Source organism: Vibrio sp. Of14-4 (assembly GCF_022347625.1).
Taxonomy (GTDB): domain Bacteria; phylum Pseudomonadota; class Gammaproteobacteria; order Enterobacterales; family Vibrionaceae; genus Vibrio; species Vibrio pristinus.
Genome location: NZ_JAKRGI010000001.1, coordinates 358,317 through 376,488 on the forward strand (window position 1 = coordinate 358,317; position 18,172 = coordinate 376,488).

General features: G+C 41.6%; 15 protein-coding genes and 1 pseudogene. 9 read left to right on the forward strand and 7 right to left on the reverse strand.

The features are described 5' to 3' along the window. The first annotated feature begins 42 nt into the window (after positions 1 to 42). Together MHN79_RS01590 and MHN79_RS01595 are read left to right on the forward strand one after the other, a co-directional pair. On the forward strand, positions 43 to 2,412 hold the full coding sequence (locus MHN79_RS01590) for a hypothetical protein (protein WP_239171396.1): 2,370 nt from the start codon (positions 43 to 45) through the stop codon (positions 2,410 to 2,412). A 90-nt stretch (positions 2,413 to 2,502) separates the two neighbouring features. Then, positions 2,503 to 4,410 (forward strand): alpha-xenorhabdolysin family binary toxin subunit A, encoded by a 1,908-nt coding sequence (locus MHN79_RS01595; protein WP_239171397.1) that lies wholly within the window; start codon positions 2,503 to 2,505, stop codon positions 4,408 to 4,410. A 78-nt stretch (positions 4,411 to 4,488) separates the two neighbouring features. Here MHN79_RS01595 and MHN79_RS01600 read toward each other — a convergent pair whose 3' ends face one another. The 3 genes from MHN79_RS01600 to MHN79_RS01610 are packed head-to-tail and all read right to left on the reverse strand — an operon-like array spanning position 4,489 to position 5,932. Continuing rightward, a complete protein-coding gene (locus MHN79_RS01600) occupies positions 4,489 to 5,109 on the reverse strand; it encodes a VUT family protein (protein WP_239171515.1) in 621 nt (206 codons plus the stop codon). 9 nt (positions 5,110 to 5,118) lie between these two features. After that, positions 5,119 to 5,439, reverse strand: a complete 321-nt coding sequence (locus MHN79_RS01605) for a hypothetical protein (protein ID WP_239171398.1) — start codon at positions 5,437 to 5,439, stop codon at positions 5,119 to 5,121. Then, positions 5,426 to 5,932 (reverse strand): XRE family transcriptional regulator, encoded by a 507-nt coding sequence (locus tag MHN79_RS01610; RefSeq protein WP_275435856.1) that lies wholly within the window; start codon positions 5,930 to 5,932, stop codon positions 5,426 to 5,428. Before MHN79_RS01610 ends, MHN79_RS01605 begins: the two co-directional genes overlap by 14 nt. 368 nt (positions 5,933 to 6,300) lie before the next feature. Here MHN79_RS01610 and MHN79_RS01615 point away from each other — a divergent pair, with 368 nt between their 5' ends. Continuing rightward, on the forward strand, positions 6,301 to 6,750 hold the full coding sequence (locus MHN79_RS01615; RefSeq protein WP_239171399.1) for a GyrI-like domain-containing protein: 450 nt from the start codon (positions 6,301 to 6,303) through the stop codon (positions 6,748 to 6,750). A 31-nt stretch (positions 6,751 to 6,781) separates the two neighbouring features. Here the strand turns inward: MHN79_RS01615 and MHN79_RS01620 are convergent, their stop codons facing one another. Next, positions 6,782 to 7,231 carry a hypothetical protein gene (locus MHN79_RS01620; RefSeq protein ID WP_239171400.1) on the reverse strand — a complete coding sequence of 150 codons (450 nt, stop codon included), beginning with the start codon at positions 7,229 to 7,231 and terminating at the stop codon, positions 6,782 to 6,784. A gap of 21 nt (positions 7,232 to 7,252) precedes the next feature. Then, positions 7,253 to 8,602 carry an MATE family efflux transporter gene (locus MHN79_RS01625; protein ID WP_239171401.1) on the reverse strand — a complete coding sequence of 450 codons (1,350 nt, stop codon included), beginning with the start codon at positions 8,600 to 8,602 and terminating at the stop codon, positions 7,253 to 7,255. A 103-nt stretch (positions 8,603 to 8,705) separates the two neighbouring features. On the opposite strand from MHN79_RS01625, the gene MHN79_RS01630 reads away from it, so the two are divergent. Continuing rightward, positions 8,706 to 9,662 carry a LysR family transcriptional regulator gene (locus MHN79_RS01630; protein ID WP_239171402.1) on the forward strand — a complete coding sequence of 319 codons (957 nt, stop codon included), beginning with the start codon at positions 8,706 to 8,708 and terminating at the stop codon, positions 9,660 to 9,662. Positions 9,663 to 9,664: 2 nt separating this feature from the next. On the opposite strand, the gene dld is transcribed toward MHN79_RS01630, so the two are convergent. Further along, complete coding sequence (dld, locus tag MHN79_RS01635; RefSeq protein WP_239171403.1) at positions 9,665 to 11,368, reverse strand: D-lactate dehydrogenase; 1,704 nt, start codon at positions 11,366 to 11,368, stop codon at positions 9,665 to 9,667. Positions 11,369 to 11,799: 431 nt separating this feature from the next. Between dld and MHN79_RS01640 the strand changes: the two genes are divergently transcribed. Further along, positions 11,800 to 12,423: a bifunctional 4-hydroxy-2-oxoglutarate aldolase/2-dehydro-3-deoxy-phosphogluconate aldolase gene (locus tag MHN79_RS01640; protein WP_239171404.1), complete on the forward strand. Its 624-nt coding sequence runs from the start codon at positions 11,800 to 11,802 to the stop codon at positions 12,421 to 12,423. 30 nt (positions 12,424 to 12,453) lie between these two features. On the opposite strand, the gene MHN79_RS01645 is transcribed toward MHN79_RS01640, so the two are convergent. After that, a complete protein-coding gene (locus MHN79_RS01645) occupies positions 12,454 to 13,344 on the reverse strand; it encodes a LysR family transcriptional regulator (protein ID WP_239171405.1) in 891 nt (296 codons plus the stop codon). 153 nt (positions 13,345 to 13,497) lie between these two features. Between MHN79_RS01645 and MHN79_RS01650 the strand changes: the two genes are divergently transcribed. From MHN79_RS01650 to MHN79_RS01665, 4 genes and pseudogenes are all read left to right on the forward strand, one after another. Further along, a complete protein-coding gene (locus MHN79_RS01650; protein ID WP_239171406.1) occupies positions 13,498 to 13,896 on the forward strand; it encodes a RidA family protein in 399 nt (132 codons plus the stop codon). A 57-nt stretch (positions 13,897 to 13,953) separates the two neighbouring features. Continuing rightward, the gene (locus MHN79_RS01655) at positions 13,954 to 15,414 is read left to right on the forward strand and encodes an aldehyde dehydrogenase family protein (RefSeq protein ID WP_239171407.1); all 1,461 of its coding nucleotides are present in this window, start codon (positions 13,954 to 13,956) and stop codon (positions 15,412 to 15,414) included. A 69-nt stretch (positions 15,415 to 15,483) separates the two neighbouring features. Continuing rightward, positions 15,484 to 16,473, forward strand: coding sequence for a membrane dipeptidase (locus MHN79_RS01660; RefSeq protein ID WP_239171408.1), 990 nt, complete (start codon positions 15,484 to 15,486; stop codon positions 16,471 to 16,473). Between the two features lie 162 nt (positions 16,474 to 16,635). Further along, positions 16,636 to 18,144, forward strand: a pseudogene (locus MHN79_RS01665) (BCCT family transporter); the annotation flags it as partial. Between the last annotated feature and the right edge of the window lie 28 nt (positions 18,145 to 18,172).

Consider the following 18,172-nt stretch of genomic DNA (forward strand, 5'->3'; position numbering starts at 1 on the left):
GCTGCCTTAAATTTTTCCCACTAAGTTGATGGAGTAACGATTATGTTTTTTAAAAAGAGCAAAATTCTTACTGGGTTGCTGCTAGCAAGTTTTGGCGTGTCAGCGAATCCATGGTCTGATTTTTATGACGTTTCTGTACCAAGTTATATGCCTGGTCAAACAAAAGAAGTGACGGACGTTAGTAGCCGAAAAGTAGTTAGACAAGCGATGTTGCTTGATTCGGCGCAGCTCAACAAAACCTTTGAGCAGTATCCAGACAGAGGGCGGTACATTTTTATTGCTGATACATTATTGCTTGATGAAGTGGTTTCGAAAAATATCCAAGGCAAGCATATTGTGATACTGGCTCGTTCTATCCAGGGCGAGGGTCTGATTGGTTTTAGTCAATTAGAAGATGCCAATACATCGGTCACTATTATTGCGGATAAAATTGAGGCCGGAATACTGATTACTTCACACACAGGAACGGTTACACGAGTTGAAGATCAAGGGGAGAATTTCAAATTTACCTATAGAAACTTACTTGGTAGGGAAACCATCAGTTATGATAGCGAAAGTATTGAAAGTATTATTGTACAGTTAAACGAAGACAGAGATTATATTTTTAATCTTGCTTATGATTATGGTTTGTCTGCGTATGACAGTAAGCCTCAGCTTAGTATTGATATACTAGAATGGTATGCGAATTTATTAGCAAGCAGTGATGCGCTGATTAATGAGGAAAATGCTTGGAATTTTGACGATACCTTTCGCGCTCTAAAAAGCTTGAGTCTATTTTATTCTTCCTCTCAAAAAGATCAGAATTTTGTTCCAGTACTTGATTTAAATTTATATTCCAATAGCTATAGTCAAATCTTGGACGCGATGGAAGCATTTCAAAGCGAATATGATCAGTTTGAAAACCACCAAAATGATATTCAAGCCAGAAAAGACAGTGCACGTTTGATGTTGGATAAGTTGGATAATGCACTGAGTGCCCAGCAAGCGATCATTGAAAACCAAGAAAGGCAGATTGCCTCTTTCCAAAACAGTATCGAGAACAAAATTGAAGGGTTTAAGGAGCAAGAGGGTGTTGTCGAAGTTGCAAAGCAGAACTTCAGGCAAGGCATTATTGACTACCAGCGTAAGTTTATTGCTGGTATAGCCATTGAAGTGTTTAGCTCGTTGGCTGATTTAGGCTCATCGGTCATTTCTGCTTTCACAATTGGCCCCGCAGGAATAGAAAGCGCAGCTCAAGCCATAGGTGATGCTGCTCAAGATGCTCAGCAAGCCGTGACGATTTCAAAACGTTTAGAGCAGCTAAGTAAAGATATTAAGAAGATTAAAGATCTCAGTGCCAATCTAGAGACCATATTGAAGCTAATAAAAAGCAATCAGCTGACCGCAGAGCTTAATGGACTGATGAGGGAAACAGAAATCGATATCCCTGATCTCGGTTCGTCCAGTACTGGTTGGGAGCTTGCCAGAATCGATATTGATACTGCGCTTGGAGCAGCCCAGGAGTTGGGTGTTTTAGGTACGAGAGAGTATAAGAATGAGCTGAATAAACTCATGACTTGGGGATCGAGTGTGTCAGGCTTGCAAGTCAAAGCTGTGATAGCAACCTATAGGTTAACCGAGCTTCAGTTAGCCAAAGAAGCGATTGAAAAAGACTATGATAGCGTTGTCCAATACATAAACGACCTAGATACGGACGAACAAGCTCTGCAAGAAGTCGAACAGTATCTGTTTAGAGCATACAGTTTGTTTAAACGTCCTCTTTATGGCGCAATGCTCAACTATAACGCGGCATATAAGTATCATACATTCGAAGATAGTACGGTTACTCCGCGTATTAACGCCAGCTATTTAGAATACAACCAAAACTTGGTCTCTATGGATGAACAGCTCACTCATGCTATCGAGGGCTTTTATGAAAATCCACCTCAGAGTTTTTCAATCGATGCAGATATTAATGATCAAGCTATTCTGGATCAATTAAAAGAGACTGGTGAATTCAGCTTTATTATTAATGAGCAAAACCATGAAACCTTTGGTAATGGTATTTTTAATAATAAAGAAAGGGTACGTCTAGACAGTATTGGTGTTGAGATCTTTGGACCTGAGCTAGCGGATGGTAGATATGAATTTCAATTAACCCATACAGGTGAATTTAGAGATTTTTATAAAGATCAATCATATATATTCAATACTAAGGAATCTCATCGTATATATTCCTATGACAAAGAAGGAGATGAATATAAGGTTATTACTCCCGGTGACATATCAGAGAACTTTGGTAAGTTCATTTTCAAACCCACGCCGTTTTCTACTTGGACGGTCAAATTATTCGAGCACGAAAAAGTCGACTTAAGCAAAGTCGAGAATATTAAGCTTTCCTTCTCTGGAGAGTGGGTAACGCCCGAGTTTTAGATTTAAATTCTTATCCTTGCGCTATATAGAAGTGTTATAGCGCAATCTAAACCTCAATATTATTAAAACCTTAGATCTTAAGAGGCAACTATGGATTGGTGTAAAGCAGTGTTAGCAGCGTCATGTATGTTGGCAGTACACAACGTATCATTGGCAGAAAACTATAATGGGTTAGGCAATTTTGATGTATTCACATCTGAAAGCGATGACTTCCTATTGAGCGAAGAAGAATGGATTAAATTGAATATGTTGGCTCGCAGCGCGAGTACACTACCAGTTACTCAAGAGAGCATGCGTAAGCGTTTTTATATGAGTAATTACGTAGACTTCGATGGAGTCTATCAAGACTTGCTCTCTAACTATCAAAATATCAATTATATATCGAGCGATTGGTTAGGAGACTCTGGCTATCGCGATAAGATGATTACTTTGGTTGAAAACCTGATTGAGTACTCTCATGAGGTGAATGATTCTTCTACTGGGATGTTACAGCAAACACAGCTTATTGTTGAAGCGGCGGAGAATGCAGATTATTTAGCGTTTGAACGGGCAAAAGCTGATTTACTCGCAATATTAGAGGCAATGCTTGAAGATGCGACTAGGTATTACCAAGATGCAGATTCACTCGGGTATGGCTTAACCGACTTCATCAATTCTCTCGAGGTTCAGGTACAAGACCTCGATCGATTGCAAAGTTCAAACCAAGACATTCTTGAGAATGACGGAAGTGAGGCCAGTAGAGAAATTGATGCCCTAAAGCAAAGAATCGATGAGCTAAATAGTGAGTATCGTAAGTGGGTAACCGTAGCAGCAACAACGCCTACTTATGCGTGGATTTTTCCTTTTGGAACGATTGCCGCAATAAGCACCGCAGGTGCGGGCTCTTCGAAAGCAGTGGCTTTGAAAAATGAGATTCAGTCTATTAGAGAAGATGTTATTACTTTGAGAGAGGAGATGGCACACGATCAAGCCGTTTACTTATCATGGAACATTGCCACAGATAGCATAAAAAATATATTAGAAAGCACACGCTCTGCACTGGCGGCGCAGCAAAGATTGAGAGGCGGTTGGGCACTCATTTCCAGTCAACTAGAAAGTGTTATTAAAGGAATTAATGACATAAACAGTGATGATGTTCTTCATGATCCAGACAACTTTATTGCAGCTTACTTAACTGAATTGGAGATCGAAAAACTACAATCTCGATGGGAAAACCTCGGAACTGAGGGAGAGCTGTGGCTGGCGAATTCTGATGTGACTGGCATATCTTCAACACAGTTTAGTGTGCCAATTCGAAGCGACTTGGCTGATGAACTGGGTATTTCATACTCAACTGAAATCACAGAATACGCTACGGGTTTATCTTGGCCTACCTATGATTTTCAACAAGCGACTGACTTATGCCAAAACCAAGGTATGCGCCTGCCAACCAAGTTTGAACTAGAAGAACTACAAGCTTGGTTTAAGCAATATGAAGATATTGACCCTAATGTATGGCCAGTTGCTAGCCATTATTGGTCAGCGACGATTGACCCTCAAGGACGTTACTATACGGTTGGCGTAGATGGTGGAGCTTCAAAACTCTATCCACACGGCCATCAATACGTTGCTTGTACTGGTGGTGAAATGCTAAATGCACCAGTTCCGCCTCCGCCAGAAGTATCCAATGAATTTTCGTTGCCTTTAACAAAGGAAGAAGCCGACAGAGAAGGGTACACTTATACTGGCTATAAATCTGAGATAGATTTTGGGCCTAAATGGGTAACCTTTACTTATGAACAAGCGAAGAATATGTGTCAGATCAGAGGTATGCGCTTACCCAATGCTGACGAGTTAAGCGTTTTCTCACAACAAGGGGCAGTGGGCTGGCCAACTCACAGAGTGTATTGGACTGAGAATAACCCCGCAGACTATAACTGGGATTACACCATGTATATCAGTGATGCGAATCCGATTGTATCTATGAAATCTTGGACAGGATACGTTTCCTGTATGTAATGAGCCCGGCCTAATCGATTGATTATGAGTTAGTAATTGTTAGACAGTTAGCTTCAAATAAGAGGCTAACTGCTCGTTTCAGAAATAACACTCATCTCTATCTCTAATGGTGTTGATGATGAAAATTGCTGGTGGAAGCAAAACTAACTGTGCAACTAGTTTAGTTACACTGGACCAAAACATAATGCTGATAAGAATACCATTATCTTTCACCCCGAAGTAAGCTAACGCAAGAAACAATTTCACATCAACTAAAGAGACAATAATCGTCGATATTGTGATCCTAATACTGATACTATTAATCTTTAATGACGAGAATGTCACGCCAAACATAAACGTAGAGACAAAATAGGCACAAAGAGATGCTAAATAGACCCGATAATTACTCAAGTTATAGATCAAATTGAAGCTTTGATTGTAGCTTGAATCAGGGTCTGAGTCAGGAGTAATTGATGCTAAGTACATCATGCTTATAAAGGCGAGGTACCCAAGGTAAGCCAACGTTATACATCTAAAATATGTCTTGGGTGAGCGGGTTGCGATAATAATCGAAGAAAAAAAATAAACAAAGGGATAGGTAAAGAACCCAGCGGTTAAGTGAATACCTAGAGCTTGTATCGTTTTGGTGGAAGCCAAGTTTGATGCTGTAAGGAAACAAAACAGGCCAAGAGTTGCTATTACAGTTGAAGTTTCTATCACCCTCAAAGACTAACACTCCATGATGTGGTAAATGGCGATAAAATTTTCATTGCTTATCTTTAATTTTCTTCTGACTGAAGGAGCGAGTAAGCTTTTCATCGAGATGGTGACTGGAATATCAGATATTTCCATTTCGACGGTTTTATCTTTTACATTGATAGCACGAATTCTGTCATCAGAAATACAATACTGTCCGCGATGAAGCTTGACGTCATGCCTATCAATATAGGCATGCTCAAACATTTCTTTACCAATAAAACCTACAAACCCATCAATAGAATATAGATTGGATCGTTTTTTTCTTATCTTAAATAAGTTAAATTTTGACATTTTTAAGTTGCATGATTGGGTGGTTATCTTCGTGAATTATCCTATTGGAAGATATGAAAATGAATTTATTATCTTCTTCAATGACTTTCCTAAGAACAACTTCCCCTGATAGTGTGGTACAAATATAGTGATTTTTGTTTTTCAAAGGAGGCGAGAACTTTTCGAATATTAGTTGACTACTTTTAGGTAAAGTGTCGATGAGAGTGTTGTTTTTTATGTATATGTTTGTGTTATTTTGTTCAGATAGTGGAATTATATCAGAACTAAGTCTGTCAAAATGGTATGGAGGGGCCGCATCATCGGATAAGTCGGAGAAAGTAATGTTATAATATTCACATATTTTCCCTACAGTTTCTATCGTTGGATTACTATTTTTACCGGAGTACAAACTATACAAAGTACTATACTTAATGCCCATTTCTTGAGCGAGAAATTTAACACCGCCGGTATCATGTTTACTGTCGGTTATAAGTCTTATTATTTTATTTATCATTTTAATCTAGCCAAATTGTGATTACATTCATGTTTAGTGTCAATTTAATAGTTATTAATCTATTTTTGACACTTCTATGTTTTTATTTTTAATTAATTCTAATGTTTTCTTATAAATTATCCAGCATTAATTTCTTCCAAAATAAATATTATAAATATAAATTTACAACTTAACTATCAGAAAATAAATTTATGTTATAAAGTAACGTTAAATATAGTTTCAGGTTAAAAACTAGGCTTATGTTAAACATAACAATATTTATGGAATAACGCCTTTGTAGACCTCATTAAATATGGTACTGTAAATAAAAACAGTGCCTAAGCGAGGTGCTGTATGTTGGTTCGAACATAGAGTAAGAGAGTACAATCATGGACATTCGTCATAATGAAGGTTTTAGCGTGACAGGGTTTACTGTCCGAACTTGTAACTTATCAGAGCAAGAAGCATCAACTGCAAAAATAGCGTCACTTTGGCAGCATTTTTACCAGCAGGCTTCAGCACACCTAGAAGCACAGTCGAGTGTCTATGGTGTATACAGCAACTATGAATCGGGTGTCTCAGGAAAATATGATCTGACCGTTGGTGCAACCCGTATGTCTCCTGATTGTTTAAACGGCCAAGTAGAGCTCGCCGTACCTGCGGGTAAATACCTAGTATTTTCTGCTAAAGGTGAGATGCCTGCTACGGTGATTAATTTGTGGCAAGAGATTTGGACATATTTTGCTGATAGTGATTGTCTTCAAAAGAGGGCTTATTCATACGACTATGAACGATATCTTGATGATTCATCCGTTGAAATTTGTATTGCGATTGATTAGTCCTAATACTCTGATTGGCTGCTGTGTTTTATCAGTTGATAAGCTTAATTTTTACTAACTCAAGCCTTTGATAAACCGGCTTTTCCGGGTTTTTGTACCAATCTGCAGGCATCGAATCTTCAAGCCTCGCTTTGCTAAGCGAGGCTTTTTCCCTATGAGTAATGACAGCGTAGTCCAATAGCTGGTTAAGAATTCGCTGTAGGGACTGCCTCGTCAGTTGACCATCGCGCCAATATCGCTTTATTTCTCCGATGATAGTTTGGTGAGGCACTACGGGCTCTAATATAGCGTTTTCGATGGCAGTGACCTTGGCAGAGCGCGGACTCATCAAGCGCGCGCTCTGCCAATCAGGTTTGTTTTTACGAGTTAGGTAGTTTTCTCGAAAGCAAAAGTAGCTGAAAAGAAAGCGTTCTATACATTGCCAGCGCTCAGCTTGCGCTTCTATATAAATGTGTTCAAATTCGATATCAAGATCAGTCATGGCTGCTTTATTGTTCTGCGCTTATGACGCATAGCTTGGTTTATTTTTGTTTGCTTTTGAAGTGCTATGCTTTTGTATCACAGATACAAGCTGTGCAAGCAAGAGTATACCAGAAACGCCGAGACCAATGCCGATTCCCCCCCAGACGCCCGCTAGACCGTACTCTCTAAGTAATAGCCAAGCTGAGGGCAGACCGAATAACCAATAACCAATGGCTGTGACGAAAGTCGGGGCTAAGACTATTTTCATCCCTCGAAGTAGGTTAATAGCTAGCAACTGCCATGCATCGACAATAAAGGATAAAGCGACAACCCAGATCACTCCAATCAATAAGGTAGATAGTTCAGCATCTAAGTTAAACATTGCGCAGATAGCTTGTGGGTAGCAGATAAAGATTGCAGCAAGTATCGTACTTAGACCAGTGGTGATGATAAAGCTGCGTTTGACCGTGCGCTTTATACCCGTAAAGTTGTCTGAACCATAATCTTGCCCGACAAGGATAGCTGCAGCTTGAGATAAGCCGAAGTTGATGTTCCAAGTAAAACTCAGACACTGAATAAGGATTTGGTGTAGTGCGAGTGCAGCTACGCTAATCGCTCCCGCCATTAAAGTACCACCATAAATCAACCCATGCTCAAGTAATGCCGCTATCATAATCGGTATGCCAAGAGATAATAACGGCTTAAGCAGAGATAGAGAATATTCGTCTAAATTCTTCCAAGGCGAGAATGCTTGATATTCCGCGCGTTTGAAAACCCAATAACCATAACCCAGCATTACGACTAGGGAAGCTAGCGCAGTCCCAGCTCCTAAGCCAGCCAAACCAAAGCCAAAGGTAAATGCAAGTAGGTAACTCAGTGGGACATTCAGCACAACGGTTAAAAGTGACATCACCATGATTGACCGCGTACTACCGAGTGCGCTGGTTAAGCCACGAAGTACAAGTAAAATGAGTGAGGGTAACATCGCCCATTTTAGTGTGTCCAAGTAGCTCATCGCAGGGTCAATTAACTGCTCAGGTTGATTGGCGATGAGAAGCAAGTCAGGAACGTATCTGAAGCTTAGCGTCAGTGCTAGGGTCAAAATAATAGATAGTAATACGGCTCCTTTGACGGCAAAGCGAATTTGCTGGTTACCGAAATCCGGTCTCGCGATTCTTTGGCCATAAGCGATGGCAATCAGGTTTGCAACACAGCCTACACAGCTGCTTGCGATTATAAAGATAAAGCTATAGACAGAGGCACCAAGCCCTCCAGCTGCTAGAGCCGAAACGCTTAGTTGTGACATCATCCAAACATCAGTTAAAACTAATGCCATGGTAATGAGTTGTGAAATGATGAGCGGGAATGCCAATGAGAGAATTTTTTTCATTATATGCCTCGTGTCTGAATGGGCATAAGGTATGCTTTTACGGTGTGGCGTTCAAATGATATTTATGTCATGCTTGCATGAGTTGAGATCATGTGAGAAGCCCATGTCCACTTATCAATTTCTTCCGTATTCACATAATGGATTGAAAGTGTTTGAATCTGTAGCGCGTTTGATGAGCTTCACCAAAGCTGCTGATGAGTTAAATGTCACCCAAAGTGCCATTAGTCGACAAATAAAGCAGCTTGAAGATGAGTTAAATGTTTTGCTGGTTGTACGTAAACACAGGTCGATTGCCCTAACTGATAGGGGGAATGAGTTATATCAAAGGTTGAATAATAACTATCGTGCATTGGACTCCTTAATTGGAGAGTGGTCTAAAACGCACAAACAAAGGATTGTGATAAAAAGTGCGTTAAGTTATGCGACTCGAGTTATGCTGCCTAAAGTGGTTAGTCTCAATGAAAAGTACCCAGAACACGAAATTGTTATCATTCCCGCTATCGAAGAAGATCCTGACTTGGATTCAGGAGATTGTGATTTATGGATAGTAAACACATGTAAAAGCGAAAAGTATATAGGTAAGAAAGGCGTGACGTTTTTGCGAGAGGAGTACATGGCACCCGTATACGCCAAATCGCTATCAGAGCAAAATGTACCACTCCAAGATGTACTCACCTTGCCACATTTGCACGCTACGCTCGACCACCAGGACTGGAAACATTGGTTAACTCAGGCCAACCTTCAAGGAATAAAAGAAGGTAGAGATACGGTTTTTTATAGCTTAGATTTAGCACTCAGTGCGTGTATCGCGGGTCAAGGGGTAACGGTCACTGACTTATTATTGGTTTTACCAGAGCTTAACCGTGAGTTTCTTAAATGTCCGAACGATATGGTTTTACAGCATAGTCAATGGCAATACTTGTGCTATCAGCCTAATCAAAGTTCGATTATTGATGAGATACACCATTGGCTCGTTGAGCAAACCCAAAGCGAGTTGGGTCAGCTCAAAGCGATGTGTGAAAGTTTTGGCTGGGACAGCCGGCAAGTAAACTGGGGTTAAGTCTAGCAGCAATTGCAATTGCGCTTATATTTGCTCATTTTCCCAATGCCCGGATTAAATGTATTGGTTGGATCTAACGAATGGTAGAAAGCTTGGAGTTGCTGTTCCGCCTCGTAGAGATGTCCCACATTATGTTCCGCAGGGTATTTGGCTCCTTTCTGAGTCAGGAGCTCGAGCATCTTTTGCTTGATCTTTTTCGTGTCAGCGCCTTTTTTAAAGATATAATCTTGATGAAATACATGACACATAAAGTGGCCATAGTAGAGAGCCACCACCAAGTCTTCTGTGATCTCTTTTGGTAGTTGTTCTACCCAATCAAGATCATTGCGACGCAGTGCTATATCAAGTGCCAATATATCTTCTACTTCATTTGAATGTATGGTTTCATATCGCATTGCCGCCCCTGCTGCTGCAAAACGATGGAGTAGGGCTTTCTTACTTTCGTCTTGGTTACAGATGAAAAAGTCACAGTCTTGTTGCTCTGACCATTCCTCCTCTAGATAGGTTTGCGCTTCTTCGATACCACCATCACTCATCTTAAGAATTAAATGGTGCTCATATTTGTCCCTAAACTCTATCATGCGTTGTGGCAAGTGTTGTGGGAACAGCTTACTCATCCAATACATAAACATATCGGGTAGATTGTGGGAAACAAAGGGAATACGTTTGAGCAAGGTTTCTATCTGAGCTTTAAGTGCGAAGAATTTTGGCAGCCTTTCAGTGCCTAAATGATGTATAGAAAGAAAAACATCTTTACCATAATGTTCAGCAAGGTTAAATATCTCTCGGTGCATGTACTCGCCCATTTCGGGAAGATGCTTGAACTTGCTTAACATATCGCGTCTAAGTTTGCTTAGCATAGCGGGATCATTACAGCCAATATAAAACACTTGCTCTTTATCTGGTATTGGATTGGTATCAACTCTTACCGCAAATACAGCTAATTTGCCTGCGCATCCACTGGCTTCAAATAGTCGCCTCGAATCTGCATTAAATCGAGAGGGAATATCTGAGTCTATATCGCGTACTCTCTGTTCATATTCCTTATCAGACGCCATGGCATCTGTGTGTTTGATATTCTCTTGTGTGAAGTTTCCCTGTTCTATATTGGTAAGAATATCTTCAGGTGTTTCACCCAGCCCTTCTATTCCAAGGTGGTTAACCAGCTCTAATTCGCCTTCTTTATTAACCTGTCCAAATAGCGCGAGTTCAGTGTAGGCTGGACCGCGTTTGACTAATGCACCACCTGAGTTGTTGGCAATTCCGCCGACAACCGTCGCGCCAATGGATGAAGAACCAATAACGGAGTGTGGGGCACGATTGACTTTCTTGAGTGTTTTTTCTAGTTGGTGGAGACTAACCCCAGGTAGGCTAACTACTTGTTTGCCGTCATCGATAACATGCAAGGTATTGATGCGCATGATGTTGATCACAACGACCTCACGATCATAATCTTCACCACTAGGGGTAGATCCTTCTGTGAGTCCAGTTTTTGCCGCTTGCATTATGACGATGCAATTGGCTTTGATGGCAGCTTGTAGTACGCGCCACTGCTCGACTAGTGAACCAGGAAAGAGTATTGCAAGCGCTTTTCCTTTCCCAGAACGAAAGCCAGAACGATAGTAATCTGTTTTTTTATCACCTGTTAATACGTGTTGTTCACCAACAATATCTATAAATGTCTGAATTGTTGCTTGTTTGTCCATAATTTTCCTTAACTTCCAGCATGTAGGGCTTTAGTTTTTGACAGTCTAAAGTTGAAATGAAAACAACACCACTGTGTCACTCAAGAACTTGACTAAGGTCTACTACTACTAACTCTTTAATCCTTATTTAAGTTCTTTTATATCAGTCTATTAGAGTGTTTAAGCTATTTAATTAGTGAACCTAATAACAATGTGTTTTTCCCAAAGGAATGTAATCTCTATGGCCAAATAATTAGCTTGAGCCTAGCTACTGAGCTTTGGTTGTTTTGTTGTCAGTGAAGTGTCTACGCTTCTACCTATCTGATGGATCTGCATACAATCTCACCTTCTAACTGCTAGGTTGACACTGATATGAGCAATTAGGTTTGAATTCAAAATATTTTAAAGGCACATTATAAGTTAACCATGTCAATTACCCTGAGAACTTGTTAATGACGTCCATAGATCAGCAGTTAGCCAAACTGAAAGTTATCCCTGTTATTGCCATAAATGATCTCAATCATGTTGTTCCTTTGGGGCGCACACTTATTGAAAATGGTCTACCATGCGCAGAAATCACGTTTCGTACCGATTGTGCCGCGCAAGCGATACAAAAGCTTCGAGTTACCTATCCGGATATGTTGATTGGAGTAGGCACTGTATTGACGATAAAGCAAGTGGATAACGCGATTGAGGCGGGCGCTGATTTTATTGTCAGTCCTGGTTTTAACCCTAAAACAGTGCAGTACTGTTTGGATAACAATGTCACTATTATTCCAGGAGTCAATAATCCTAGCTTAGTCGAGCAGGCAATGGATTTTGGTCTGAAAACCTTGAAGTTTTTTCCAGCTGAACCTTCTGGTGGCACCGCTATGCTCAAAGCTCTGTCAGCGGTTTACCCAGTTAAGTTTATGCCCACAGGTGGAATAAGTATCGATAATATAGATGATTACCTTTCTATCGATTCTGTGTTGGCCTGCGGTGGGACATGGATGGTTCCATCCAAGCTTATTGATCAAGGCTGTTGGCAGGAAATAGGAGAACTTGTAAGACAAGCTTGTTTAAAGCTTACCTAAATTAAATAACGCTAAATCGTGTTTAAGTTGTCATAAAACCAGAGTCTCCTCAGCTAAGTGGTCGACACAGAGTTGATGGAATATCTTAGCCTGAGGTGAAAGCGTTCGGTTTTTAAGTGTGAAAACGCCTATCTTCCTCTCTATTTTTGGGGCTGATAATGGCAACCAAGTCAGAGATGATGTTTTTGGTGGGAAGGCAAGTTTGGGCAAGGTTGTAATACCAATTCCGAGCTCTAGAACCGAATACAGAGAAGTAATGTTTTCCACCGAATACAATGCTTTTTGACTTAATACTCGAGCTGGCGTTGATTCAAGCAGGCTGCAAGTACCGTTGCGTATAAAAGGCTCGCTTTGTATAGATTGCCAATCTATTTCTTGACGATCGATGGCAATGGGGTTGTCTTTTAGACATACCACACCTATTGGATCAGACAGTAATGGGGTCAAGCTGATCTCATCTTTGTTAAGTGCCGAAGGATTGCCCAAGGCTAAGTCAACCTCTCCAGATAGAAGCCTAGCTTCCACACCTGCTGCGTTATCATCAATTAAACTCACTTCGACATTGGGGTAGGTTTTATTGAATACACCCAAAATATTCGGGATAAGTTTTGCGGCAACAGAAGGCACGCTAGCAATACGTACTTTTCCTTGCTGGCCACTTGCGATAGCTCGTAAGTCGCTATCGAGCGCAGAATATATATTAAGAAAACTTGTTACCTTGGGTAGGCATAGTTCACCGAAGGGCGTTAACTCACATTTGTTGCCTACTTCAAATAGCGATTGCCCCAAGATTTTCTCCAGTTCTTTTACTGATGTTGATAGTGCAGCTTGAGAGCGATTTGCTCGATGAGACGCGGCGCGAAAGCCACCTTCCTCGACGACCATCACAAAATGTCGTAATTGTTGCAGTTTGATACTCAATGATTTTCTTCCCAATTCATTCTAGCTAGTAGCTTTACATCAAAGTGATAAATTTTTTTTATCAAATGAATGAAATTTACCGTTGGATTTATCGTATGTCAAAGTGCAGGATTTAACTTTTAGACACAAAGATGTAACAAAGGTTAAAAGCCAGTGAATACAAGAAATAAAAAATATCCGATTAAAACAGAGTTATATGCATCAAAGGCTCCTCTTGAATGGGCTGTCGCGGGTAATGGCACCTTATATACGGCACAAATTCCGATCGATGCTAATGGTGATGTGGTTACGGGGGGAATAGAGGCGCAAACTCGCCAAGTATTTAGCAACCTTATTCATACCCTTGAATGTGCTGGCGAGTCGTTGGATTCAGTGTACCAAGTTATGATCTATGTGACAGACCGTCAATATCTAGACTCCGTCAATCGCCTCTATGCCGAGTACTTTGTGTCACCTCATCCAAATCGAGCAGCTGTCGTCGTCGCAGGCCTAGCTCGAGAAGAAATGCTGGTTGAGTTTGTTGTCTATGCATCCGCGACTAACAACCGTTAATCCCAAAGCGGCAAATGAGCCAATCTAGAAGTTATAAAGCCAATTAAGGAAGTTCCTATGTGTTTATTTGACAGAATAAAACCAGAGCAGTCACTTTTTATTCAAGGAGAGTGGCAGTCCGGTGTAGATACCGTTTCTAATATTAACCCTTCCGACATCAGTGACACTTTGGGCGACTTTGCTCAAGCAAGTAAAGATCAAGTCGAGCAAGCAATTCAAGCTGCTAAGCAAGCCCAGCCTTTATGGGAAAGAACATCGATCGAACACAAACAATCAGTTTTACAAGCGATTGGTAATGAGTTGATTGCCCGTTGTGATGAATTGGGGCAGTTACTTTCTAGAGAGGAAGGTAAGCCTTTTGCTGAAGGGCGCGGTGAGATATATCGGGCAGGACAATTCTTTCAATACTTTGCTGGCGAAGTTTTACGCCAAATCGGTGATACCGCAGATTCGGTTCGTCCGGGCGTTTCCGTAGAAGTGACACGTGAAGCTATCGGTGTGGTTGGCATTATCTCTCCTTGGAATTTTCCAACTGCTACCGCTGCATGGAAAATTGCGCCTGCTTTGGCCTTTGGTAATAGTGTGGTTTGGAAACCAGCTAATCTCACTCCGGCAAGTGCGGTTGCATTAACCGAGATCATTCACCGTCAGGGCCTACCAGCAGGTACATTCAATTTAGTTCTCGGTTCTGGTTCGGTTGTCGGTAACACTTTGATTCATTCGCCTGATGTTGCTGGTATTAGCTTTACAGGTTCGGTCGAAACTGGGCGTAAAGTGGCAGCTGCAACTGCGCCTAATTTTGTTCGGTGTCAGCTGGAAATGGGCAGTAAAAATGCGCTAGTTATCGCCGATGATGCGGATCTTCAAATTGCGATTGAAGCGACGATTGCAGGGGCTTTTTCAGGAACAGGTCAGAAATGTACCGCGTCTTCAAGACTTGTTGTGATGGATAGTATTCATGATGCCTACGTTGAAGCCTTGATAAAGAGGATGAGTGAGATAAAAGTCGGGCATGCGTTGGAAGAGGGTATTTTTATGGGCCCTGTCGTGGATAGTGTCCAGCTAGAAGCTAACTTAGGTTGGGTTGAGAAAGCTCGTCAAACCGGGGCTGAGCTTGCATTTGGTGGGGAACAACTCGCACTAAAAGATCAAGGTTACTATATGGCACCAACCCTTTTCATAAACACCCAAAGTCATTGGGATATCAACCAAGAAGAAATCTTCGCTCCTTTGGCAAGTGTTATACGAGTGAAGGACCTCGACGAAGCCATTCAAGTGACCAACGATACTCGCTTTGGTTTAACCGGAGGCATTATTACTCAAAGCCTTAAAACCAGCACCATTTTCAAACAGCAATCTCAAACTGGATGTGTGATGGTTAACCTACCCACTGCCGGAACCGACTATCACGTGCCATTTGGAGGACGTAAAGAGTCCAGCTTTGGGCCTCGTGAGCAAGGTCAATATGCTAAGGAATTCTACACTGTTGTGAAAACCGCTTATCAGCGTCCTTATTAGGGCCTTCTTATCGGCAGCGAAAAAGCTGCCAATGAGTAGAGATATGATAGGAACAATATAGGAGTGGTTATGTTCCAAGATAAAATCATCATAGATGGACTGCAGTATTGTCATTGGGATAGAGAATATTTCCAAACTTTATTAGCAAGTGGTATCACGGCTGTACATGCGACGATCGCTTACCACGAAGATGCACGTCAAACACTGACCCGTTTTGCTGAGTGGAACAGGCATTTTGAGCAAAACTCGGATCTCATCATACCAATACATTCTGTGGACGATATTGATCAGGCAAAGTTACAAGGAAAAGTAGGTATCTTTTTCGGTGCGCAAAATTGTTCACCGATTGACGATGAGATTGGCTTAGTTGAAGTCATGCGCCGGCAAGGCCTTTTAATCATGCAGCTGACTTATAACAACCAAAGTTTGCTTGCGACAGGATGCTACGAACAAGAAGACTCAGGAGTGACTCGATTTGGCCGGCAAGTCATAGAAGAAATGAACCGAGTCGGAATGATTATCGATATGTCACACAGCGCTGAGCGCTCGACTCTAGAAACGATAGAACTTTCCTCTCGGCCGATTTGCATTAGCCATGCAAACCCCAGCTTTGCACATAATGCGCTGCGTAACAAATCTCATGCTGTCATTGAAGCTCTGACCAAACGAGGAGGCTTGATCGGCTTTAGTTTATACCCTTTCCATCTGCCCAATGGTAGTCAATGCCGATTGGAAGATTTTTGCCAAATGGTTGCCGAAACAGCGGAGCGATATGGCGTTGATCATTTGGGTATAGGGAGTGATTTATGCCTAAACCAGCCTCAGCATGTTTTGGAATGGATGCGTAATGGCCGTTGGTCCAAATCAATGGACTATGGAGAGGGAAGTGCCACAAATTCTGGCTGGCCTGAAGCTCTACCTTGGTTTGATGGCCGACAAGGCTTTGAAAACATCTACACCGGATTACTTAAGTTCGGCTTTAGTGACCATGAAGCGGGAAAAATATTGGGTACCAACTGGCTGACTTTCCTGACAAATGGCCTTAAAGCTCATTCATAAACACAATCCTTATAAACATGGATTACCTGGCCACCACTGTTTCGGTGGCAGGTTATCTATTGCTGCATAACAAATATAATTTGGAGTCAGTGTATGGCTAATTTTACTCATGGTATCAGTGCAACGTCGTCGGATACCTACCGTATCGAGGATAATGCTCACTCTGCCGATAGGCTTGGTTTAACCAATCCAGCATTTTGGTATAGCGGTGGATTAATTGCCTTATTTGTTGGTTTAGCACTTTATGATGATCAATTGCTTACTTCAATTGTAAGTACGGGTTTTTCTTGGTCGGTAAAAGTGTTTGGGCCGTATTGGCAAATACTATTACTGTTAACTTTTCTGATCGCTATTGGGCTTGCCAGCGGAAGAACTGGCCGAGTCATTTTAGGGGGAACCAATCAGCCTGATATGGATGCATTTCGTTGGACTGCAATCATCTTCTGTACTTTGCTTGCCGGAGGCGGTGTTTTTTGGGCCGCAGCAGAACCAATCGCACATTTCGTTAATCCACCACCTATTTACAGCGCAGGTACTGGTCCTCAACAGACCGCGATTAATGCTCTGTCGCAATCTTTTATGCACTGGGGGTTTCTTGCATGGTCAATTGTTGGAAGTCTAACGTCTATTGTGGTGATGCACCTTCATTACGACAAAGGTCTCCCTCTTAAGCCGCGTATACTCCTATATCCTATTTTGGGTAAACGGGTACTTGATGGTCATATGGGAGCGCTAATTGATGCTTGCTGTATTCTTGCTGTCGCCGCCGGAACTATAGGCCCAATAGGATTTCTCGGCTTACAGGTTAGCTATGCGTTAAATGCCTTGTTTAATGTACCAGATGGTTTTACTACCCAACTGATTATCGTCTTATTTGCGATTACTTTATACACCCTATCTGCTTTAAGTGGATTGCACCGTGGAATGCAAATGCTGAGCCGCTACAATGTCATCTTGGCAATTGCACTCATGCTCTACATTCTGATATTTGGCCCAACGAGTTTTATTTTTAATGGCTATATTCAAGGTGTAGGGACCATGCTGGATAACTTTATTCCTATGGCGACTTATCGTGGTGATGAGGGATGGTTAAGCTGGTGGACAGTATTTTTTTGGGGCTGGTTTCTTGGCTATGGGCCAATGATGGCTATTTTTATCGCCAGAATTTCCAGAGGTCGCAGTATCCGTAAGGTGATCACGACTATCAGTGTTATTGCGCCATTAGCGACCTGTTTTTGGTTTACCATAGTCGGTGGCTCTGGGCTGGCGTTTGAACTTGCCGAGCAAGGCAGCATTAGTCATGCTTTTGAGGGCTTTAACTTACCGGGTGCGTTACTCGCCATCACTCAGCAACTGCCATACCCAATGTTGACCTCTGTATTATTCCTAATTCTTACCACTATTTTTATTGTTACCACCGGAGATTCAATGACCTACACCATTAGTGTAGTGATAAGTGGTGATACTGAGCCTAATGCCTTGGTAAGAATGTTCTGGGGCGCCATGATGGGAGTGACGGCCCTGATTCTTATCTCAATGGGAGCAGGAGGTATTTCGGCTTTACAATCTTTTATTGTTATTACCGCAGTACCTGTATCTTTCATCTTGCTTCCGTCTCTATGGAACGCTCCGCAGATTGCACTAAAAATGGCTAAAGAGCAGGGCTTATAAGCTGACCAAAATTTCCAATCCCTATATT

Excerpts from the sequence above, each read along its gene's own strand:
- MHN79_RS01640 (WP_239171404.1), top strand. The coding sequence starts at position 11,800 with ATGACGTCCATAGATCAGCAGTTAGCCAAACTGAAAGTTATCCCTGTT.
- MHN79_RS01590 (WP_239171396.1), top strand. The coding sequence starts at position 43 with ATGTTTTTTAAAAAGAGCAAAATTCTTACTGGGTTGCTGCTAGCAAGT.
- MHN79_RS01625 (WP_239171401.1), bottom strand. The coding sequence starts at position 8,602 with ATGAAAAAAATTCTCTCATTGGCATTCCCGCTCATCATTTCACAACTC.
- dld (WP_239171403.1), bottom strand. The coding sequence starts at position 11,368 with ATGGACAAACAAGCAACAATTCAGACATTTATAGATATTGTTGGTGAA.
- MHN79_RS01660 (WP_239171408.1), top strand. The coding sequence starts at position 15,484 with ATGTTCCAAGATAAAATCATCATAGATGGACTGCAGTATTGTCATTGG.
- MHN79_RS01605 (WP_239171398.1), bottom strand. The coding sequence starts at position 5,439 with ATGTCAAAATTTAACTTATTTAAGATAAGAAAAAAACGATCCAATCTA.
- MHN79_RS01630 (WP_239171402.1), top strand. The coding sequence starts at position 8,706 with ATGTCCACTTATCAATTTCTTCCGTATTCACATAATGGATTGAAAGTG.
- MHN79_RS01595 (WP_239171397.1), top strand. The coding sequence starts at position 2,503 with ATGGATTGGTGTAAAGCAGTGTTAGCAGCGTCATGTATGTTGGCAGTA.
- MHN79_RS01610 (WP_275435856.1), bottom strand. The coding sequence starts at position 5,932 with ATGATAAATAAAATAATAAGACTTATAACCGACAGTAAACATGATACC.
- MHN79_RS01615 (WP_239171399.1), top strand. The coding sequence starts at position 6,301 with ATGGACATTCGTCATAATGAAGGTTTTAGCGTGACAGGGTTTACTGTC.
- MHN79_RS01655 (WP_239171407.1), top strand. The coding sequence starts at position 13,954 with ATGTGTTTATTTGACAGAATAAAACCAGAGCAGTCACTTTTTATTCAA.
- MHN79_RS01620 (WP_239171400.1), bottom strand. The coding sequence starts at position 7,231 with ATGACTGATCTTGATATCGAATTTGAACACATTTATATAGAAGCGCAA.